The organism is Rhizobacter sp. P2_G4, assembly GCF_056403575.1.
The window spans coordinates 1-19717 of sequence record NZ_JBFUFG010000002.1; the positions used below are offsets into that span (position 1 = coordinate 1).

Below are 19717 nucleotides of genomic sequence, written 5' to 3' on the forward strand. Positions count from 1 at the left end.
TTCTCATCGTGTCCTCGCCGAACCGTTCGCTTTAGCAGCTTCTTTTATCTGGCGGTAGATCATTTTTGTATTTGCACTGCCATCCAGAATCTCATTATGAGAATCACTTATCTCTAGATTAGAAGTGGCCTTCATTTTAGAAATTTCAATGAGTGCAGCGTCTATTTCATCGAAACGCATCGCAGACATTTGAGCAAGAGCTGCTAGCTGTTGATTCAGAGACAATATTTGAAGTGACATGGGCCGGAGTGCGCTCATCGCGACACGGCGGACTACCTTTGTCATAAAGCTCGGGCGATTACGCCTAGCCCGCGCCAAGACCTGCTCGAGATCGTGTGGCTTGGAGAGTGCGGGCTGCATGCCTTCAGGCGAGGTCGCAAGCGCTGCGATAAGCTGTTCTTTGTCAGCTCCAGATCGGACTTGATTGAGGAAGGCTTCAAAGCCAGACGGATCTGCGCGTCTGCCAAGGATAGTCAGGTAAGCGCAATTGACGAAATCAACGTCATTGAGCATAAGCAGCTGTTCCACCGATTGGGCGGGTTGATTGGTTGGCGCTTGGTGATGCATCGGTAATCGTCTCGAGGAAGAAAGGGAAGGCGTGAGCTTCGAAGGAGAGCCGTTACCAGCAACATCAAGGCTAGGGGCCATTAGTTGCTGAAGGTTTGGGTCAGAGATCGGTCGTCGAGCGCCGCTTCCAAAAACTCGTAGTGGTCTGGTCAAACGCCACGACCATGAGCCGCGGAGTTCGGTGAGCGCCGCGTTCAATGCCTGCTGTACTGTTTTTTCCACATACAACTGGCGGCGAAGTTCGTTCTGCAATTCCTCAGCAGCCCCGGCGAGGAGCTGTCGATTGTCCGTCGCCTCCCTTTCTAAGGCCTGCAGCGCACCGTGCTGCTGCGCGGTGACCACCTCGAGCTGGCGTGATGCATCCTTCTGCACCTCGGCCAATTGTTGAGCCGCGAGCGCGTGCTGGGCTTCGCGCGCATGCAGCCAGGCTGTTGCGTCGTCGGCCCTGGCTTGCTGGGCCTGCCTCGATCGTTCGTAGGCCTCCAGCAGTGCTTGGTGGGTGGCCGAATGCTCATGCGCTTGCTTGTGCAGCGCCGCCACGGCCTGGGCGAGCTGGGCTGAGAGCGAGGCTTCGTTTTGYGCGGCCAGCTCAACCACTCGGGCGCGCTCGCCGGCGGCAGCGTCGAGGCGGACCTCGAGTTCAGCACGGCGCCGTTGGTGCTCGCGCGCTTGTTCGTCAAGCCGCGTGAGCTGTTCATTGCAGATCAGCAGGCGGTGCTCGAGGTCAGCCTGCTTTTCGCGGTGCGCGTGCGTCTGGTCGGCAATGGCGCTCTTGAGCCGGCTCACCTCGTCACCGAGCTGACGCTCTCGTTCGCGAGACTCTTGCAGCAGGCGTTCTCGCGATTGACGGCCCTGTGATGCTTCAAGTTCGAGTGACTTGATCAGGCCAGCCTGGTTCGCCTCGGAGTTGGCGACAGCCCGGACGACGAGCGAGCGTACGCGCTCGTCTCCGGCAAGCCGCTCTTCACTCAACGCTTTCTGCGCAGCCGCAAGCTCACCTTGCAACTGGCGCAGCTGCAAGGCGTGGCGTTCATTGGCTTGGCGAAGCGCGCTCGCGTCGAGTTGAGCTTCGGCCGCTGCCTGGGTGGCCCGGTTCAGCTCGGAGGCGCTGGATTCAATTTGCGCTCGCAGCTTTGCCTCTTGCTCGGCAAAGGCGGCGTTGATGGCGTTGAGGTGATCGGCCGGTGTGGCCGGGTGTGCGGGTTGAGTCATGCTTGTACTGTTTGCCCCGCGGGCTCCGAAAGAGCAACCTCGAAACCCATAGCTAAAACCGGGCCAGCACCGTGGAGTGCATGATCAAGCGCATTCGGTGGCTGGCAAGAGATCGTCAACCGGTGCAGCTCGACACCTGGGGGCTGCCGGTCGTGCGCCTCGCCGGTGAGCGCAGCTTCTTGCGACTGAGACAACTCCAACGTGATTTCGCACGAACACGACTGAGGTCGGACCATGAAGTCGACAACCTGTTGTGTTGCACCGCTTGGCCGAAAGAATACGCATGCCAGCAGCTGCGCTTCGTGCGAGATTTGCACAAGCGCAGATCGAGCAAGCAGGCTTCCCGCTGCGTGCAACTCCATGCGCACGGCCACGACGGCTTGTTGTCGCAGCGCATCTGGTGCGACAGGAATGCTCAGCCGCGACAGCAACCCGCTTGTCCAGTATCCGCCGCTGGCGGGTGCGTGGAAGCCCATCGCCAGGTACTGCGCGGCGTGGTCCGACTGGGTTTGTACTTCGCGCTCTTCGCCAACCCTCAACGGCGGCTCACGAAGTTCTAGCTGAAGCCCAAGTGCCTTGGCCCGGTCCGCCGCCTGGCTCGGTGACAGGGGTTCACTGGCGTTTGTCAGCCCGGCAAGAATCTCTGCCTGACGAACGTTTGAGAGAGTGGCCGATGGAATCAAGGTCTTGCGGCTCGATAGGCTTTCTGCGCCTTGCTGGACCGGCCGGAAAGCCCAGGCCTCCAGGCTTGTGCGTAGGTAGTCTTCACCGAACGCAAAGGCGCYGATTGACTGTGGCGCGCCCTCGAGCGCGGCAGGCATGTCGGCCAACAGGTGGCGCCACCGCTGGGGGTCGCAGATCGAGTGACCGAACGCGCCTGGGCTTGGAACATCGACACCCTCGACGACAAATATTCGGCGAGGGTCGTCTATTAAGAAGTCTGTTTGGAGGCCCATGGCGTGCGCTTCGACACCGAGCGACGAGGCGAGCGTGACGACTTTCGGGATGGCACTGTTGCTGAACAAGGTGCCATAACCGTTGGCATTGGTCGCGATGACTGTCTTGCCGTGGGCGCTGCGCAGATAGTCGAAGACGCTGGCGCTGGTGGCGCGGTACGGGTGCTCGAGAAAGACCACCTCTTCAAATCCCGACAGCTTTTGTGCAATGGCTTCGGCATGGTCTTCCCACCTAGAGAAGCGTCCGTTGCGAATTAGCACTGAATCGAATTCGGTCTGCCCGACCAAGATGGGCAACCCGGGCGGCACCGCACAGGCGGCGGGTTGCCGCCGGACAAACAGCGCGCGGAAACGCCGCACCTGGCTCTCGATCTCAAACTGCGGAATCTGCTGCGAACCAAGCCAGTCGGCAATGGCCGGCACGTTGGTTGTAGCGCCAAAGCATAGGTCGCGCAGAAAGCGCAGCGGGTGAACATAAAAGTTCACATAGGGGCGTCCGTTTGCATGCAGATGACGTTTCAGCGTGGGTGGTATCTCGAAGCCCACCACGAGGTCGAACTCACACAGGCGCGCGAGTTCGGCAGGGAAGATGTCGAGCCCTGATGTGTCGTAGCGTTGAGCCCACGCGTGGTCGGCGTTCTGCTGGTATTCGCTGAGCGCGTTGGGGTTGCCCACCGCTTGCTCGAACGCTGCCGTCGCGGTGGGCGGCAAGACGACGTTCACGTCGACGCCCAGTTGCTTCCAGGCGAGGTTGCCTGTCAGCAGCTCAACGAGCCAGGCCAGGTTCCGAGACTGAAAGCTGCTGTACCGGCCGCCGCCATAGACGAAGCGAAGAAAGTCGCAGGTGAATGCCACCCGGCTGGCCGGGCGACTCAGTCCACTCTTCGCAAGCCTCGGTTTCTTTGCTTGCATGTTTGATGGCGCTTCTACTTCGTCAGCTGAATCCCTGTGAGCACAGGGTAGGCCACTGAGAACACCAGATTCAAGAACTTTTGCAGTTCGGTCGCCGGCGCGTTTGACACATAGACGATGTCTTTGTTATTGATGGCAAAGCTCTGCATCACGAAGAAGCTGCTGGGGTTCTTCAAGTCGAGCCGGTACACGACTGGAACCATGCCGTCGGGCGTGGTGGCTGCCGGGCTGCGAGGCCAGTCGAGTGCGCCCTGAGGTTCCAGTCGGAAGATGAACACCCCTTGGGCATCTGAGCGCGAATCGATCAACCCACCTGCGCGAGCAAGCGCTTGGGCGAGGGTGATGCCTTGCGCTTCGAAATTCACTTCCTCGTTCTTTCCTGTAGCGCCCAATGCGGTGAAGCTGAGCGGCTGGAAGAGGGCGGTTACCACATCGCCCGCTCTAAGCGGCACGTTTTGACGGGGATCCCGAATGACTGCATCGAGCGGCATCGCGTAGTAGTCGGTGCCACGGGTCACCTGCAACGTCATTTTGCTCACGGGCTGGCGCACGCCACCTGCGGCGGCGAGTGCGTCGAGCAACCGTTCGCCGGCCGCGCTGAGCGGCAGGCGCACGCTGTTGGCCACCTCACCCACGACGGTGACGGTGGCCGAGACATTGCGCGTCTGCCGCAGTGTCACTTCCGGCAGATGGGCCTTGCTGTTGAGGCGCTTGACGATCTCGGTTTCGACATCGCGGAGAGTTTGCCCGACAACAGGAATTCGGCCAGCAAATGGCACCGTAATGCTGCCGTCGCGCTCGACCACTTGATCGGGCAGGGTGGTGACGCGGGCTGTCGACGTGGCGGAGCGGGTGTCGATGCTGCTGGTCAATCCGAACAGCGTTGCGGGGGGGGCCTCCCACACGCTGACTTCAAGCACATCACCAGGGCCGATGCCTGCATAAGGTGCTGGTGTTTGGCCGAGTTTCTCGGAGAAGAGCTGTTGCGTGCGCTGCGCCAGCAGGCGGCGCGTGATGGCATCGTCGACTTCAACGACCTGGATGGCCGCCGTGCCGGGGCCAGACGTGTTGGTTTGAATCTCTTTGGTGCTCGGGCCCGAGGTCGGCATCTGGGAGCAGGCTGCCAGCAGCGTCAGACCGGTGAGGGCGATCGATTTCAGCAGCATGGAGCGTAGGAGGGGGGCGCGAGACATGAATGCCAAGGGGTCAACTTCTTCCATAGTTTTTTGTCGAGGCGCGCGGGTCCGCCGGCAGGCGATAGTTTTGAAGCCGTAGCCCCCGTTTCGGCGTGCCCGCGTCGGGCGATTAYCTGTGCAGTTCTGCGCCAGGCAGCACGACAATCAGCCGAAAGACGAAGGGCATGTTGCGATCAGAATGCCGCGGCCGACGACAGTGGCGGTGCGGCGGCATCCTTGGTGGCCAAGACCGGTGCAGTACCGAGGTCCGGCCAGGTGATGCCCAGTGCCGGGTCTGACCAGAGCACGCAGCCTTCGGCCTGCGGATTGTAGAAGTCGGTTGTCTTGTACAGAAAGTCGGCGCTGTCGCTGGTGACCAAAAAGCCGTGCGCCATGCCCGGTGGCAGCCAAAGTTGGCGATGGTTCTCGCCCGTCAGTTCAACGCCGATCCACCTCCCGAAAGTCGGGCTGCTGCGCCGAATGTCCAAGGCCACATCGTAGACGCTGCCTTGCGTGACCCTCACTAGCTTGCCCTGAGCGTGAGGCGGCTGTTGGTAGTGCAGTCCGCGCAACACGCCTTTGGCCGAGCGCGAATGGTTGTCTTGCACGAAAGCAACCTCTAGGCCCGTCACGTCGCTGAAAGTCTTCTGGTTGAAGCTTTCCATAAAGAAGCCGCGGCTGTCGCCGAACACCTTGGGCTCGAGGATCAGCACGCCTTCGATGGCGGTCTTGGTTACCTTCATCAAAAGACCTGACTCTTCACGATCTGCATCAGGTACTGGCCGTAGCCGTTCTTGAGCATGGGCTGGGCCATCGCTTCCAGTTGCTGGGCTGTGATCCAGCCCGAGCGAAAGGCAATCTCCTCGGGGCAGGCGACCTTCAGCCCCTGACGCTTCTCGAGCGTGGCGATGAACTGGCCTGCTTCCAGCAGGCTGTCATGCGTGCCGGTGTCGAGCCATGCATAGCCACGGCCCATGATCTCGACGTTGAGGTGGTCCTCCGCAAGGTAGTGCGCGTTGACGTCGGTGATCTCGAGTTCGCCTCGGGGGGACGGCTTGATGTGGGCGGCGATGTCGCACACGTGTTCGTCGTAGAAATAGAGGCCCGTCACCGCGTAGTTGCTCTTCGGTGCCTTGGGCTTTTCTTCGATGCTGAGTGCGCGCTTGTTCGCGTCGAACGCCACCACGCCATAGCGCTCGGGGTCGTGCACGTGGTACGCGAACACCGATGCGCCCGAGCTGCGGCCCGCGGCCGAGTGAAGCAGGCCCTGCAGATCGTGGCCGTAGAAGATGTTGTCGCCCAGCACCAGAGCGCTGGGCTTACCGTCGACGAACTGCTTGCCGAGGATGAATGCCTGTGCCAGGCCGTCCGGGCTCGGTTGCACGCAGTAGCTGATGTTGACGCCCCATTTGGCGCCATCACCCAGCAGGGCCTCGAAGCGCGGCGTGTCTTGCGGCGTGCTGATCAGCAGGATGTCGCGGATGCCGGCGAGCATCAGCGTGGCCAGCGGGTAATAGACCATGGGCTTGTCATACACCGGCAGCAGCTGCTTGCTGATGGCCAGCGTGGCGGGGTGCAGGCGGGTGCCGGAGCCGCCGGCGAGGATGATGCCCTTGCGGACGGGTGCTGTGCTCATGCGGGGGCCGTTCGGAGATGAGATTCAGACGAGGACTTCGGTGAGCATGCGCTCGACACCGGCCTGCCACGCCGGCAGTGTGAAACCAAAGGTCTCTTGAAGCTTGCGCGTGTTCATGCGCGAGTTGCTTGGGCGCTTTGCAGGCGTCGGGAACGCGCTGGTGGGCACGGGCTCGATCGCATCGGCGGCGACCTTGATTGGCTGGCCTGCATTGCGCGCGAACTCGACAACGTGCTTGGCATAGCCATGCCAGCTGGTCTCGCCGCTGGCGACGGCGTGGTAGGTGCCAGACAGCACCGGTTGCTGCTGTGCGACGCGGAGTGCGTGGGCGGTGATGTCGGCCAGCAGGTCGGCTCCGGTGGGGGCGCCGATCTGGTCGTTGATCACGGTGAGTTTGTCGCGTTCCTTTGCCAGGCGCAGCATGGTCTTGGCGAAGTTGCCGCCTCGCGCGGCGTAGACCCAGCTCGTACGGAAGATCAAGTGGCGTACGCCGCTGGCGCGAATGGCGTTTTCGCCTTCGAGTTTGGTCTGGCCATAGACGCTCAGCGGGCCGGTCGGCGAGTCTTCGAGCCAAGGCGTCGAGCCGCTTCCATCGAAGACATAGTCGGTGCTGTAGTGCACAAGCCAGGCGCCGATCGCAACGGCCTCACGGGCCAGCACGCCGGGGGTGGAGGCGTTGATGGCGCGAGCCAATTCGGGCTCGCTTTCGGCCTTGTCGACGGCCGTGTGGGCGGCCGCGTTGACGATGATCTGCGGGGCCACGGCGCGCACGGTAGCGGCCAGCGATTCGGGTTTGGAGAAATCAGCGCCCAGCGGCCCGGGGCTGTCGAAATCCAGCGCGATCAGTTCGCCCAGCGGGGCCAGTGCGCGCTGCAACTCCCAGCCGACTTGCCCGTTCTTGCCCAGCAGCAGGATCTTCATGCGCTGGCCCGGTCGGCGTAGTTGCGGCTGACCCAGTCGCGGTAGGCGCCGCTTTGGACGTGGTGCACCCACTCGGTGTTGTCGAGGTACCAGCGCACGGTCTTGCGGATGCCGGTATCAAACGTCTCGGCCGGCTTCCAGCCCAGCTCACGCTCGAGCTTGCGTGCGTCGATGGCGTAGCGGCGGTCGTGGCCCGGGCGGTCGGTGACGTAGGTGATGAGTCGGCTGTAGCTGCCGGCCGGGTCGGGCTTCATCTCGTCGAGCAAGGCGCAGACGGTCTTGACTATCTCGATGTTGGGTTTCTCGTTCCAGCCGCCCACGTTGTAGGTTTCGCCGAGACGCCCACGTGCCAGCACCTCGCGGATGGCCGAGGCGTGGTCTTTCACGTACAGCCAGTCGCGCACCTGCTGGCCGTCGCCATAGACGGGCAACGGCTTGCCGGCGAGGGCGTTGACGATCATCAGCGGGATCAACTTCTCGGGAAAGTGATACGGCCCGTAGTTGTTGCTGCAATTGGTGGTGACGACCGGCAACCCGTAGGTATGGTGCCAGGCACGCACGAGGTGGTCACTGGCTGCCTTGCTGGCGGAGTAGGGGCTGTTGGGCTCGTACGGGTGGCTCTCGGTGAACGCCGGGTCGGTGGGCGCCAGCGATCCGTAGACCTCATCGGTGGACACGTGGTGGAAGCGGAACGCCTGCTTGCGGTCGGCTGGCAAGGGCGCCCAGTACGCCCGGGCGGCCTCGAGCAGGGCGAAGGTGCCGTTGACGTTGGTCTGAACGAAGGTGCCTGGGCCGTGGATGCTGCGATCGACGTGGCTTTCAGCCGCAAAGTGCACAACGGCGCGAGGCTGGTGCTCTGCGAGAAGGCGGTCGAGCAGCGGGCGGTCGCCGATGTCGCCTTTTACGAAGATGTGCCGCGTGTCGCCATCGAGCGATTTCAGGCTCTCGAGGTTGCCGGCATAGGTGAGGGCGTCGAGGTTCATCACCGGTTCGCCCGTCGCGGCAATCCAGTCGAGCACGAAGTTGGCGCCGATGAAGCCGGCGCCGCCAGTGACAAGAATCATGGTGTTGGCGTGGTTGTTGAGGAGGGAGTCACACCGACTGCTGCGGGCGATTCTAGTGGCGTGTGTCAGGTCATCGGAGGGCATTTGCGGCCGAGGGATAATCTTCGGATGACCAAAACCGCTCTAGAACCCGTCGGTCTCGTGCCTTCACAAGAGGCAAGTGCCGAATCTGCCGCACCAGCCACCATGGAGTTTGCATCGCTGGGCCTCGCCCCGGTGCTTGAAAGGGCGGTCGCTGAGTCCGGCTACACGACCATGACGCCCATCCAGGCCAAGGCGATTCCGATCGTGCTGGCCGGGCGAGACGTGATGGGTGCTGCACAGACGGGCACCGGCAAGACGGCGGCCTTCTCGCTGCCGCTGCTTCACAAGATGATGAAGCACGAGAACAGCAGTGCGTCGCCTGCCCGGCACCCGGTGCGAGCGCTCGTGCTGGCGCCCACGCGCGAGTTGGCCGACCAGGTGGCCAAGAACATCAAGACCTACTCCAAGCACACCAAGCTGCGGGCGATGGTTGTCTTCGGTGGCATCGACATGAAGCCGCAGACGCTGGAGCTGAAGACCGGCGTCGAAGTGCTGATCGCTACGCCGGGTCGCCTGCTCGACCACATCGAAGCCAAGAACTGCGTGCTCAACCAAGTGGAGTACGTGGTGCTCGACGAGGCGGACCGCATGCTCGACATCGGCTTCTTGCCCGACCTGCAGCGCATCCTGAGCTACCTGCCCAAGCAGCGGCAGACGCTGCTGTTCTCGGCCACGTTTTCGCCCGAGATCAAGCGCCTGGCCGAGAGCTATCTGCAGGACCCCATCCTGGTCGAAGTGGCTCGGCCGAACGCCACGGCCACCAATGTGGAGCAGCGCTTCTACAGCGTGACCACCGACGACAAACGCGCCGCGGTGATTAAGCTGCTGAAAGACCGCGATCTCAAGCAGGCCATCGTGTTCGTCAACTCCAAGCTGGGTTGTGCGCGCCTCGCGCGCTCGCTGGAGCGCGACGGGCTGAAGACGAACGCCTTGCACGGCGACAAGTCCCAAGACGAACGCTTGAAGGCGCTTGAGGCCTTCAAGAGAGGCGAGGTCGACGTGCTGGTCTGTACCGACGTGGCGGCGCGTGGGCTGGACATCGCCGATCTGCCGGCAGTCTTTAACTTCGACGTGCCGTTCAACGCCGAAGACTATGTGCACCGCATCGGCCGCACGGGGCGGGCAGGCGCTTCGGGTCTCGCGGTGACGCTGGTCACGCGAGACGACGCTCGCCTGGTGGCTGACATCGAGAAGCTCATCAAGAAGAAGATCGAACTCGAGCCGATCGAGCTCGACGACGCCCGCCCACCGCGCGAAGAGCGGCCGCGGCGTGTGCGTGAGGAAGCTCCGTCGGAGGAGAGCCCGCGCCCGTCGCGCAGCTACGCTCAGTCGCCCCGTGCGTCGCGTGACCCCTTCTTCGACAAGCCCTACGAGCCCAGCGAATCTACGGACACCCCGGCGTGGGACAACAAGGCGTCGGCGCCCACACCTGCGGTGCGCGGCCTCTCGCCCAACATCAAACCCAAGAAGAAGGTGGCTGCGCTGTTCGGCGGTAAGCCGACGACGACGAGCTGAGGTTCACTGCGCCAGCAGGGAAAAAACGGCGGGAATGTCCGCCGGCATCCGGATCGCGGCGGTTTTCCACTCGGCGACCGTGCGGGTTCGGGTCCAGGCCTGAGGCAATGTCAGGCCGCAGCTCACGGAGAGCAAGGTGTCTCCTCGCAGATGCATCAGCAGCGCCGACAACAGCGCTTCGTTGCGATACGGCGTCTCGATCATCAATTGCGTTTGCGCGCCGCGCTTGGACAGTGATTCCAGTTCGCGAATCCGCTGGCCCCGCTCCGCCTGATCGACCGGCAAGTACCCCACAAAAGCAAAACTCTGCCCGTTCAGGCCGCTTCCAGCGAGGGCAAGCAAGAGCGAGCTTGGGCCGGACAGCGGTATCACCTCGACCTGCAGATGATGTGCCGCCTGTACCAGTGCTGCGCCGGGGTCGGCTATGGCCGGCAGGCCTGCTTCCGAAATCAAGCCGATGTCGTGGCCTTGCAGGGCGGGCTGCAGCAGGGGCTTCAAGTCCGGCGGCGACGTGAGCCGCGACCCTTTGGCGGGGCGAGGCAATTCGACGATGGAAAGCGCTTGCAACGGTTGGGCAAGCGGCGCGATGGCGTCCACCCGCTTCAGGAAGGCCCGCGTGGTCTTGGCGTTTTCAGCCACCCAATGCGTCAGTCGGGCGGCCGTGCGAATGACGGTCAGGGGCAGCACTTCTTGCAGGTCCGCATCGCCCGCCACTCCGAAATCCAGCGTATTGGGAATGAGGATCAACCGACCCCGGGGTGATGTCATGGCTGGAGCGGGTCGATGCCGGCTGCACGCAACAGCTCGCAGGTCTTGATCAACGGGAGGCCGACGAGTGCGGTTGGATCGTCGGACTCGATGGCGCTGAGCAGGGCGATCCCAAGGGCCTCTGACTTGGCGCTGCCGGCGCAGTCGTAGGGTTGTTCCGTGCGCAGGTAGTGCTCGATTTCGGCATCAGTCAACGCCCGGAAGCGAACGGTCACCGGTACCAGCGCTGATCCTTCGTAACCTGTGGCGAGGTTCACCACGGCTACTGCAGTTTGGAAGACCACGGCCTTGCCACGCATGGCACGTAGCTGCTCGGTCGCTTTGGCGTGGGTGCCGGGCTTGCCGATCGGTTCGCCGTCGAGATCCGCCACTTGGTCGGAACCGATCACCACGGCGTGGGGGTGCAGCGCCGCCACAGCGCGGGCCTTGGCGACGGCCAGTCTGAGGGCCAAGTCGGCCGGTGCTTCCTGGTGAGCCGGCGTTTCGTCGACGTGGGGCGCTTGAACGTCGAACGGAATCCGCAGTCGTTCGAGCATTTCACGGCGATAACGCGAGGTGGAACCAAGGATCAGAGCGGGGCGTTCTGTCATGGGCGGGATTGTCCCATTCGAGGGTAGGTTTCGTGGGCTGAGACTTACACTGCGATCCATGAAAGCGCGTGATTTCGACCCAACCAAGCTCGACGTGGAAGCTTTTGCGAAGGCCGATGCCAGCATCGAGGGCGCATGGCCCATCGCCCAACTGGAGCGGCTTGCGTCTTTGACGGTTGCGCCGGCAGAAACCGATCTGGTAGCTTGGCAGGCTCGGGGGGAGAGTCGGGCAATGCGTGGGGGCCAGCCGCAGGCTTGGCTGCACATCGAGGCCAAGACTCAGGTGATGCTGGAGTGCCAGCGCTGCCTGGCTCCGGTGGCCGCAGATGTGGATGCAAAGCGTTCCTTTCTGTTTGTTCATGGTGAAGAAGCTGCCGCCGAACTTGACGCCGACAGCGAGGACGACGTACTTGCCCTGACACGTTCGCTGGATTTGCGGGACCTGATTGAAGACGAACTGCTGCTGGCGCTGCCACTCGTCCCACGCCACGAAACTTGTCCGCAGCCGTTGTTGCAGAGCGAAACTCCGGCTGCGGCCGAAGAAAAGGCTCCTCACCCCTTCGCGGCATTGGCCTCTCTCAAGCGGGGGAGTTTGCCCAACTAGGCGGTGTCATTTCGCCATGCTAGAATTGCAGGCTTTCCGTCGGGTGTTCCGCCCACGGCACCAACCCCTGGCTCCTGTGCTCAATTTCTAGAGCTTGAGCTGCAGGAGATCTAAGGAGCATTCCATGGCTGTCCAGCAAAACAAGAAGTCGCCTTCCAAGCGCGGCATGCATCGTGCACACAACTCGCTGACCAATCCGGGCACGGCGATCGAGCCGACCACCGGTGAAACGCACTTGCGTCACCACATCAGCCCCAACGGTTTCTACCGTGGGCGCAAGGTGCTCAAGACCAAGGCAGACGCCTGATATCGCAGCGGCGTTTGGCGCTACCTTGTGGCGCCTGTTCGCGACTTCTCGCGTTCACCGCTGATGCTTGAGTCAACACTTCCACCCGGCCTGCAAAACGCTGCAGTGTCGGGTGTTTGTTTTTCCGCGTCGTGGCACTCATGAATTCCCATCTGGCGCATCCTGTCAATGACGCGGTTCGTCTGTCCGTTGATTGCATGGGGGGCGACTTCGGCCCGTCGGTCACCCTGCCGGCATGTCGCGCGTTTCTGGCTGCGCACCCCCAGGCTCATCTGATTCTGGTTGGCAAGGCAGATGCCTTGGCGTCGGCGGCTGGCTGGGAGCGTTGCACCATCGTGGCGGCCAGCGAAGTGGTCGAGATGGACGATCCGATCGAGGTGGCTCTTCGCCGCAAGAAGGACTCGTCACTCCGGGTGGCACTCAACCAACTCAAGGCCGGGCCAAATGGGGAGCCAGCGAGCGCTCACGTTTGTGTCTCCGCGGGCAATACCGGCGCCCTGATGGCGGTGGCTCGCTATCTTTTGAAGACGCTCGAAGGCATCGACCGCCCTGCGATTGCGACGGTGATGCCCAACGAGCGCGACGGCTTCACCACCGTGCTCGACCTCGGTGCCAATGTGGATTGCTCGCCGGAACATCTGCTGCAGTTTGCGGTGATGGGCAGCGCACTCGTCTCGGCTGTCGAAGGCAAGGAAAACCCATCGGTGGGCTTGCTGAACATCGGCGAAGAAGCCATTAAGGGCAGCGAAACCATCAAGAAGGCCGGCGAGTTGCTGCGCAATGCTGCCGAGGGCGGCCACTTGAACTTCTACGGCAACGTGGAAGGCAACGACATCTTCAAGGGCACGACTGACATCGTCGTCTGCGATGGCTTCGTCGGCAACGTGGCGCTCAAGACGGCCGAAGGCCTGATCGCGACCCTGGTGGGCTTCATCAAGCAGGAATTCAGCCGCAACATCTTCACCAAGATGGCGGCCGTGGCGGCACTTCCCGTGCTGAACAACCTGAAGCGGCGCATCGATCCGCGGCGCTACAACGGTGCCGCCTTGCTGGGCCTTCGTGGCCTGGTGTTCAAGAGCCATGGTTCTGCCGACGCCTTCGCGTTCGAAGGGGCCTTGAATCGGGCTTATGATGCGGCCCGCAATTGTTTGCTTGACCGGGTGCATGATCTGATTCTCGAGACGCTCGAAGCGATGCCCTCTGGTGGCGACGCCGACGAGCCAGTGAATCCCGACGACGCCCTCGCTGCATGACACCACCTCTTCCTGCCAGCTATTCGCGTATCACCGGGACTGGCAGCTACCTGCCGCCCAACCGCGTGAGCAACGCCGACCTTGCCGTCCAGCTCGCCGGCAACGGCGTCGAAACCTCAGACGACTGGATCGTTGCCCGTACCGGTATCCGGGCTCGCCACTTTGCTGCGGCCGATGTGCCCTGCAGCGACTTGGCGGTCGAGGCATCTCGCCAGGCTTTGGCCTCGGCCGGCGTCGACGCTTCGCAGATCGATCTGATCATCCTCGCCACGTCCACGCCGGACATGGTGTTCCCTTCTACTGCCTGCATCGTTCAGCGCAAGCTTGGCATCCAAGGCTGTGCAGCCTTCGATGTACAAGCCGTTTGCTCCGGCTTCGTCTACGCGCTGACGATTGCCGATTCAATGATCCGCACCGGCGCTGCACGCAAGGCGCTGGTCATCGGCTCCGAAGTCTTCTCGCGAATTCTCGATTTCTCCGACCGCACCACCTGCGTACTGTTTGGTGATGGTGCTGGTGCCGTGGTGCTCGAGGCCAGCGACACGCCCGGAATTCTCGCCACGGAATTGCATGCCGATGGGCGCCATGTCGACATCCTCTGCACGCCTGGAGCGATGGCGGGTGGAGAAGTACTGGGCTTGCCTTTCCTCAAGATGGACGGGCAAGCCGTGTTCAAGCTGGCCGTTGGTGTGCTTGAAGACGTCGCGCGCTCCGTGCTCGAGAAGGCGAATCGCGAGGCGACCGACATCGATTGGCTGATTCCTCACCAAGCCAACATTCGCATCATGCACGGCACGGCCAAGAAGCTGAAGTTGCCGCTGGAGAAGGTCGTCGTCACCGTCGACGAACACGGCAACACGTCGGCTGCGTCCATCCCACTGGCGCTGGATGTGGCCGTTCGAGCGAATTCCATCCAGCGCGGTGACACCGTGATGCTTGAAGGCGTGGGCGGCGGCTTCACTTGGGGTGCTGTACTGCTGGATTTCTGAGCCAGCTGTACCTGCTCGCTGCGACGACAAGAAAGTGCTGCCATGACACCGTTTGCATTCGTATTCCCGGGCCAAGGCTCGCAGTCCGTGGGCATGCTGAATGCCTGGGGCGACCACGCTGCCGTGCGGGCCACTCTCGCCGAAGCCTCTGAAGCGCTTGGCGAGGACATGGCTGGAATCATCCAGCAAGGCCCAAAGGAAACGCTGGACCTCACCACCAACACCCAACCATACATGCTGACGGCGGGCGTAGCGTGTTTGCGGGCCTGGTTGGCGGAGACCGGAGTCCAGCCGTCTGTGGTGGCCGGACATTCGCTGGGTGAGTACACGGCCCTCGTGGCTGCCGGTTCCCTCACGTTGGCGCAGGCCTTGCCGCTGGTGCGCTTTCGCGCGCAAGCGATGCAGCAAGCCGTTCCGGTGGGGCAGGGCGGCATGGCTGCCATCCTGGGTCTCGATGCGCAGACAGTGATCGAAGGTTGCGCAGAAGCTGCGCAGCTGGTGGGCGAGCCCGTGGAGGCTGCGAACTTCAACGATCCCAAGCAGACCGTGATCGCCGGAACCAAGGCTGCTGTCGAGCGTGCATGTGAAGTGCTCAAAGCCAAAGGCGCGAAGCGCGCATTGTCGCTGCCGGTCTCAGCGCCTTTCCATTCCAGCCTGATGCGGCCGGCGGCCGAAGAGCTCAAGGCCCGTCTTGCCGACACCGACATCAAGGCGCCGCAAATCCCGCTCATCAACAACATCGATGTGGCGGTGCAAACCGACCCGCAGGCTATTCGTGATGCGCTCTATCGGCAATCGTTCGGCGCAGTGCGCTGGGTCGAGACGATTCAATCCATGCGTGCTCGCGGCGTGTCCCTCATCGTCGAGTGCGGGCCAGGCAAGGTGCTGGCTGGCATGGTCAAGCGCATCGACGCTGAAGCGACAGGCCTGCCCATGTTCGACCCCGCCAGCTTGGCTGAAGCGAAAGGACTGTTGTCGTGAGTGAGATTCAATTGGCAGGCCAGGTTGCGCTCGTCACAGGTGCGTCCCGCGGTATTGGCCGGGCCATTGCCTTGCAGTTGGCCGGACAAGGTTTGAAGGTCATCGGCACGGCCACCACCGATGCCGGTGCGCAGGCGATCAACGACGCACTAGCAGCGTTCCCTGGAAGTCGCGGCTTGTGTCTTAACGTCAACGATGGCGCAGGTGTCGACGCGGCCATCGATGCGATCGTCAAGGAGCATGGTGCGCTGCATGTTTTGGTCAATAACGCTGGTATCACGCGCGACATGCTGTCGATGCGAATGAAGGACGACGACTGGGATGCGGTGATCGACACCAACCTCAAGGCCGTCTTCCGTACCAGCCGGGCTGCGACCCGCCCGATGATGAAGCAGCGTTACGGCCGCATCATCAACATCACCTCGGTGGTCGGCGCCAGCGGTAACGCCGGCCAGACCAATTACGCGGCGGCCAAAGCCGGTGTGGCCGGCATGACGCGATCGTTTGCCCGTGAGTTGGGTAGCCGTGGCGTCACGGTCAACTGTGTGGCGCCGGGTTTCATCGAAACGGACATGACCAAGAAGTTGTCTGAGCAGCAGACCAATCTGCTGATGTCGCAAATTCCGCTGGGCCGCCTGGGGCAGGCCGCCGACATCGCTCATGCAGTGGCTTTTCTTGCCTCGCCGCAGGCGGGCTACATCACCGGCACTGAGCTGCATGTCAACGGCGGCATGTTCATGAGCTGAGCTTTTCTTTTCTCGTTTTATCCGGTTCCTTGGCCCGACCGGCGCGTGCTGGGCGTGTCTTAGAGAAGACACCTTACAAGCCGTAGAATCTCGGGCTGTTTACGTAAACCCTCCTGGAGGAGTCATGAGCGATATCGAAGCACGTGTGAAGAAAATCATTGCCGAACAACTAGGCGTGCCTGAGGCCGATGTGTCCAGTGAAAAGGCATTCGTGGCCGATCTCGGCGCCGACTCGCTTGACACGGTAGAACTGGTCATGGCGCTGGAAGACGAATTCGGCATCGAGATCCCCGACGAAGAAGCCGAGAAGATCACCACTGTCCAGTTGGCGATCGACTACGCGCTGAAACACCAGAAGGCTTGAACCCGGAGTGGTATCAATGACTCGTCGCCGCGTCGTTGTCACTGGCCTGGGGCTGATCAGCCCCGTGGGCAACACAGTGGAAGAAGGCTGGGCCAACCTGGTGGCAGGGCGCTCCGGCATTGACACCATCACCAAGTTCGATGCGTCGAACTTCAGCTGCCAGTTCGCAGGTGAGGTGAAGGGGTTCAATGTCGAGGAGTACATGCCGGCGAAGGAAGCGCGCCACATGGACACCTTCATCCATTACGGCGTGGCGGCCTCCATCCAGGCGGTGAAGGACTCCGGTCTGCCCACTGGCGATCAACTGACCGAAGAGCAGGCCGAGCGCATCGGCTGCCTGGTGGGTTCAGGCATCGGCGGTCTTCCGCTGATCGAAGAAACCCATGCTGAGTACGCGTCACGCGGACCACGGCGGATCTCGCCGTTCTTCGTGCCGGCATCGATCATCAACATGATCTCGGGTCATGTGTCGATCCGATTCGGCTTCACCGGTCCCAACCTGGCGATCGTGACGGCCTGCACCACAGGCTTGCACTCGATCGGCCAGGCTTCTCGCATCATTGAGTACGGCGATGCCGATGTGATGGTGGCTGGCGGTGCCGAATCGACCATCTCGCCGCTGGGCATCGGTGGCTTTACCGCGCCTCGGGCCTTGTCTACACGGAACGATGATCCCAAGACGGCCTCCCGGCCCTGGGACAAGGACCGCGACGGCTTCGTGCTGGGCGAGGGTGCGGGTGTGCTGGTGCTCGAAGAGTACGAACATGCCAAGAAGCGCGGCGCGAAGATCTATGCCGAGCTCAGTGGTTTTGGCATGGGCGCCGACGCCTTCCACATGACGGCACCCAACGTCGATGGGCCCAAGCGCTCCATCCGCGCAGCTCTGCGAAATGCCGGCATCGATGGTAGCCAGGTGCAGTACCTCAACGCTCACGGCACGTCGACGCCGCTGGGCGATGTGAACGAGAGTAATGCCATCAAGCTGGCTTTCGGTGACCACGCCAAGAAACTGGTGGTGAATTCCACCAAGTCGATGACGGGGCACCTGCTCGGCGGTGCAGGCGGCATCGAGTCGGTATTCACCACCTTGGCGTTGCACCATCAGGTGTCCCCGCCCACGATCAACATCTTCAACCAGGATCCTGAATGCGACCTGGATTACTGCGCCAACACCGCACGTGACATGAAGATCGAATACGCCGTGAAGAACAACTTCGGCTTTGGTGGGACCAACGGCACGCTGGTGTTCAAGCGCATCTGACCGCGCTGCGGTCAGGTTCTTCTTTCCGCGTCTGCCATGCACGCGTCTCCTCCTTTCCAGATGGCCGTGCATCGCTACGGCGTTTGGCGGGCGGCAGCTGTGTTTCTGGTGGCCTCAACGACGGCTGCCGTGGCGGCATGGCTCGTTCACTCTCATGTCATGACGCTTGTTTGGGCAGTGCTTTGTTTGCTCGTCTCCGGATCGGTCGCCGTGCTTGCCCATGCCTGGCGCCTGCGGCCTGTCAGCTTGCGCTGGGATTCGCAACGCTGGCATCTCGGGCCTTTGACCACGACCTGGCACGAGCACGACGCCGGTCGCCTTTTGGTGGCCATAGATTTCGGTGCTTGGATGTTGCTGCGCTTCATCCCGGACAGTGCGACCGTGCTGCGCCCCGGCGTCTGGCTCCCCGTGCAACGCCTCGGTCACGAGCCAGCATGGCATTCGCTACGCTGTACGGTATATTGCGCGCGACCTGTATCCCTGCCCGCCGTGGCGCCGTTCTGAATTCTCTGAATGACCGCCACTGACGCCGATGCCCCCCTGATCGAGCGCGTCAAGCTCGGCGACGTGAAGGCGTTCGAGATGCTCGTGGTGAAGTACCAGCGGCGCATCGAACGGCTGATCGGCCGGATGGTTCGCGACGTCGATCTCGTACCCGACATTGCGCAAGAGACCTTCATCCGGGCCTATCGTGCGATCCCGCAGTTTCGCGGGGACAGCGCGTTCTACACCTGGCTCTATCGCATCGCAGTCAACACGRCCAAGAAGGCCTTGGTCGACTTGAAACGCGACCCGATCGTGACGGAATCCGCACGCGCGCTGCGCGATGAAGACGATGAAACTTCCCGCGGGGAAACCGAACTAAGTGACGGCGAAACCCCGGAAGCCTTGCTGGCGAGCAAAGAAATTGCATCTGCCGTGAACGCCTCCATAGAAGCGCTGTCTGAAGATCTGCGGCAGGCCATTACCCTGCGTGAAATCGAAGGCCTCAGCTATGAAGAAATCGCTGAGGTCATGAATTGCCCGATTGGTACCGTTCGGTCGCGGATTTTTCGTGCGCGCGAAGCCATTGCGCAGAGGTTGCGGCCTTTGCTGGATACGCGCGAGGGTGAGCGGTGGTAAGCGCAGGTGTGGTGATGTGTTTGAGTGCTGGAGGTTGTGATGTCTCAATGGTCTGAAAGCAAGCTTCCCCCGACGGACGAGCTGTCGTCGCTGATGGATGGTGAACTGGACGCATCGGCCGTGAGCCGAGCATGCGGCCAGTGGCGAGACGACCCTGAGGTACGCGCTCGGTGGCACACCTATCATGTGATCGGCGACGTGCTCCGGTCCGACGAGCTGGCCTCGGATGGCGGGCACGATGCCGCTTTCCTCGCAGCCTTCAGGCAGCGCTTGGCTCAAGAACCCGTGGTGTTGGCGCCTGCTGCGTTGGGTGCTGTGCAAGTAACCGTGGCGCGTAGACGCTCCTGGGTGGCTCCCGCTGCAGTAGCTGCAGGTTTCGTCGCAGTGGCGGGTGTGCTGGTCGTCACGCAGTTGTCGGGAGGCCTGTCGCTATTGAGTTCGCAGCCGAATGCCAGCTTGGCCAAGGTGCAAAGCCCGTCCTCCGTGATGGTCGTGGCCGTGGATGGAGCGGCCTCGTCCGGTGCGGCAGACGATCTACCCGCTGTTGTGCCAAATGGTCGATTGATTCGCGATGTGCGCCTTGACGAGTACCTGGCGGCGCACAAGAAGTTCGGCGGCAGCTCGGCCCCGGGTGGCCCCTCAGGTTTCCTGCGCAACGCGGCCGCCGACGGCACGGTTCGCTGATTCGCC

21 protein-coding genes are annotated in these 19717 nt (G+C 62.3%); 12 read left to right on the top strand and 9 right to left on the bottom strand.

The window, feature by feature from the left end:
• Positions 1 to 3: 3 nt before the first annotated feature.
• The 7 genes from AC1DYS_RS06615 to rfbB form a co-directional block, all read right to left on the bottom strand.
• The gene (locus AC1DYS_RS06615; RefSeq protein ID WP_477897314.1) at positions 4 to 1779 is read right to left on the bottom strand and encodes a DUF4214 domain-containing protein; all 1776 of its coding nucleotides are present in this window, start codon (positions 1777 to 1779) and stop codon (positions 4 to 6) included.
• Positions 1776 to 3647, bottom strand: a complete 1872-nt coding sequence (locus tag AC1DYS_RS06620) for a hypothetical protein (protein ID WP_477897315.1) — start codon at positions 3645 to 3647, stop codon at positions 1776 to 1778. Before AC1DYS_RS06620 ends, AC1DYS_RS06615 begins: the two co-directional genes overlap by 4 nt.
• A gap of 14 nt (positions 3648 to 3661) precedes the next feature.
• A complete protein-coding gene (locus tag AC1DYS_RS06625) occupies positions 3662 to 4840 on the bottom strand; it encodes a polysaccharide biosynthesis/export family protein (protein ID WP_477899572.1) in 1179 nt (392 codons plus the stop codon).
• Positions 4841 to 5016: 176 nt separating this feature from the next.
• Positions 5017 to 5565, bottom strand: a complete 549-nt coding sequence (gene rfbC, locus AC1DYS_RS06630; RefSeq protein WP_477897317.1) for a dTDP-4-dehydrorhamnose 3,5-epimerase — start codon at positions 5563 to 5565, stop codon at positions 5017 to 5019.
• On the bottom strand, positions 5565 to 6458 hold the full coding sequence (rfbA, locus tag AC1DYS_RS06635) for a glucose-1-phosphate thymidylyltransferase RfbA (RefSeq protein ID WP_477897319.1): 894 nt from the start codon (positions 6456 to 6458) through the stop codon (positions 5565 to 5567). Before rfbA ends, rfbC begins: the two co-directional genes overlap by 1 nt.
• A 24-nt stretch (positions 6459 to 6482) precedes the next feature.
• Positions 6483 to 7379, bottom strand: a complete 897-nt coding sequence (gene rfbD / locus AC1DYS_RS06640) for a dTDP-4-dehydrorhamnose reductase (RefSeq protein ID WP_477897321.1) — start codon at positions 7377 to 7379, stop codon at positions 6483 to 6485.
• Entirely contained in the window at positions 7376 to 8443 is a 1068-nt protein-coding gene (rfbB, locus tag AC1DYS_RS06645) for a dTDP-glucose 4,6-dehydratase (protein ID WP_477897323.1), read from the bottom strand. Before rfbB ends, rfbD begins: the two co-directional genes overlap by 4 nt.
• A gap of 186 nt (positions 8444 to 8629) precedes the next feature.
• Between rfbB and AC1DYS_RS06650 the strand changes: the two genes are divergently transcribed.
• Positions 8630 to 10042 (top strand): DEAD/DEAH box helicase, encoded by a 1413-nt coding sequence (locus AC1DYS_RS06650; protein WP_477899574.1) that lies wholly within the window; start codon positions 8630 to 8632, stop codon positions 10040 to 10042.
• Between the two features lie 3 nt (positions 10043 to 10045).
• Here AC1DYS_RS06650 and AC1DYS_RS06655 read toward each other — a convergent pair whose 3' ends face one another.
• Both AC1DYS_RS06655 and AC1DYS_RS06660 read right to left on the bottom strand, forming a co-directional pair.
• Positions 10046 to 10810 (bottom strand): SAM-dependent methyltransferase, encoded by a 765-nt coding sequence (locus AC1DYS_RS06655; RefSeq protein ID WP_477897325.1) that lies wholly within the window; start codon positions 10808 to 10810, stop codon positions 10046 to 10048.
• Positions 10807 to 11400, bottom strand: a complete 594-nt coding sequence (locus AC1DYS_RS06660) for a Maf family nucleotide pyrophosphatase (RefSeq protein ID WP_477897327.1) — start codon at positions 11398 to 11400, stop codon at positions 10807 to 10809. The genes AC1DYS_RS06655 and AC1DYS_RS06660 overlap by 4 nt, the downstream gene beginning before the upstream one ends.
• 58 nt (positions 11401 to 11458) lie before the next feature.
• On the opposite strand from AC1DYS_RS06660, the gene AC1DYS_RS06665 reads away from it, so the two are divergent.
• The 11 genes from AC1DYS_RS06665 to AC1DYS_RS06715 all read left to right on the top strand — a co-directional run bounded on the left by AC1DYS_RS06665 (position 11459) and on the right by AC1DYS_RS06715 (position 19711).
• On the top strand, positions 11459 to 12004 hold the full coding sequence (locus AC1DYS_RS06665) for a YceD family protein (RefSeq protein WP_477897329.1): 546 nt from the start codon (positions 11459 to 11461) through the stop codon (positions 12002 to 12004).
• A gap of 124 nt (positions 12005 to 12128) precedes the next feature.
• Positions 12129 to 12311 (top strand): 50S ribosomal protein L32, encoded by a 183-nt coding sequence (rpmF, locus tag AC1DYS_RS06670; protein WP_047490326.1) that lies wholly within the window; start codon positions 12129 to 12131, stop codon positions 12309 to 12311.
• A 140-nt stretch (positions 12312 to 12451) separates the two neighbouring features.
• Complete coding sequence (gene plsX, locus AC1DYS_RS06675) at positions 12452 to 13564, top strand: phosphate acyltransferase PlsX (RefSeq protein WP_477897331.1); 1113 nt, start codon at positions 12452 to 12454, stop codon at positions 13562 to 13564.
• Positions 13561 to 14553 carry a beta-ketoacyl-ACP synthase III gene (locus AC1DYS_RS06680; protein ID WP_477897333.1) on the top strand — a complete coding sequence of 331 codons (993 nt, stop codon included), beginning with the start codon at positions 13561 to 13563 and terminating at the stop codon, positions 14551 to 14553. Before plsX ends, AC1DYS_RS06680 begins: the two co-directional genes overlap by 4 nt.
• A gap of 42 nt (positions 14554 to 14595) precedes the next feature.
• Positions 14596 to 15534: an ACP S-malonyltransferase gene (fabD, locus tag AC1DYS_RS06685; RefSeq protein ID WP_477897335.1), complete on the top strand. Its 939-nt coding sequence runs from the start codon at positions 14596 to 14598 to the stop codon at positions 15532 to 15534.
• A complete protein-coding gene (gene fabG / locus AC1DYS_RS06690; protein WP_477897337.1) occupies positions 15531 to 16280 on the top strand; it encodes a 3-oxoacyl-ACP reductase FabG in 750 nt (249 codons plus the stop codon). Before fabD ends, fabG begins: the two co-directional genes overlap by 4 nt.
• Positions 16281 to 16404: 124 nt before the next feature.
• On the top strand, positions 16405 to 16644 hold the full coding sequence (acpP, locus tag AC1DYS_RS06695) for an acyl carrier protein (RefSeq protein WP_047490312.1): 240 nt from the start codon (positions 16405 to 16407) through the stop codon (positions 16642 to 16644).
• 16 nt (positions 16645 to 16660) lie between these two features.
• The gene (gene fabF / locus AC1DYS_RS06700) at positions 16661 to 17905 is read left to right on the top strand and encodes a beta-ketoacyl-ACP synthase II (protein ID WP_477897339.1); all 1245 of its coding nucleotides are present in this window, start codon (positions 16661 to 16663) and stop codon (positions 17903 to 17905) included.
• A 66-nt stretch (positions 17906 to 17971) separates the two neighbouring features.
• Positions 17972 to 18409 (top strand): hypothetical protein, encoded by a 438-nt coding sequence (locus AC1DYS_RS06705; RefSeq protein WP_477897341.1) that lies wholly within the window; start codon positions 17972 to 17974, stop codon positions 18407 to 18409.
• A gap of 9 nt (positions 18410 to 18418) precedes the next feature.
• Positions 18419 to 19027 (top strand): RNA polymerase sigma factor RpoE, encoded by a 609-nt coding sequence (rpoE, locus tag AC1DYS_RS06710; RefSeq protein ID WP_477897343.1) that lies wholly within the window; start codon positions 18419 to 18421, stop codon positions 19025 to 19027.
• Between the two features lie 39 nt (positions 19028 to 19066).
• Positions 19067 to 19711 carry a sigma-E factor negative regulatory protein gene (locus AC1DYS_RS06715; RefSeq protein ID WP_477897345.1) on the top strand — a complete coding sequence of 215 codons (645 nt, stop codon included), beginning with the start codon at positions 19067 to 19069 and terminating at the stop codon, positions 19709 to 19711.
• Positions 19712 to 19717: the final 6 nt, after the last annotated feature.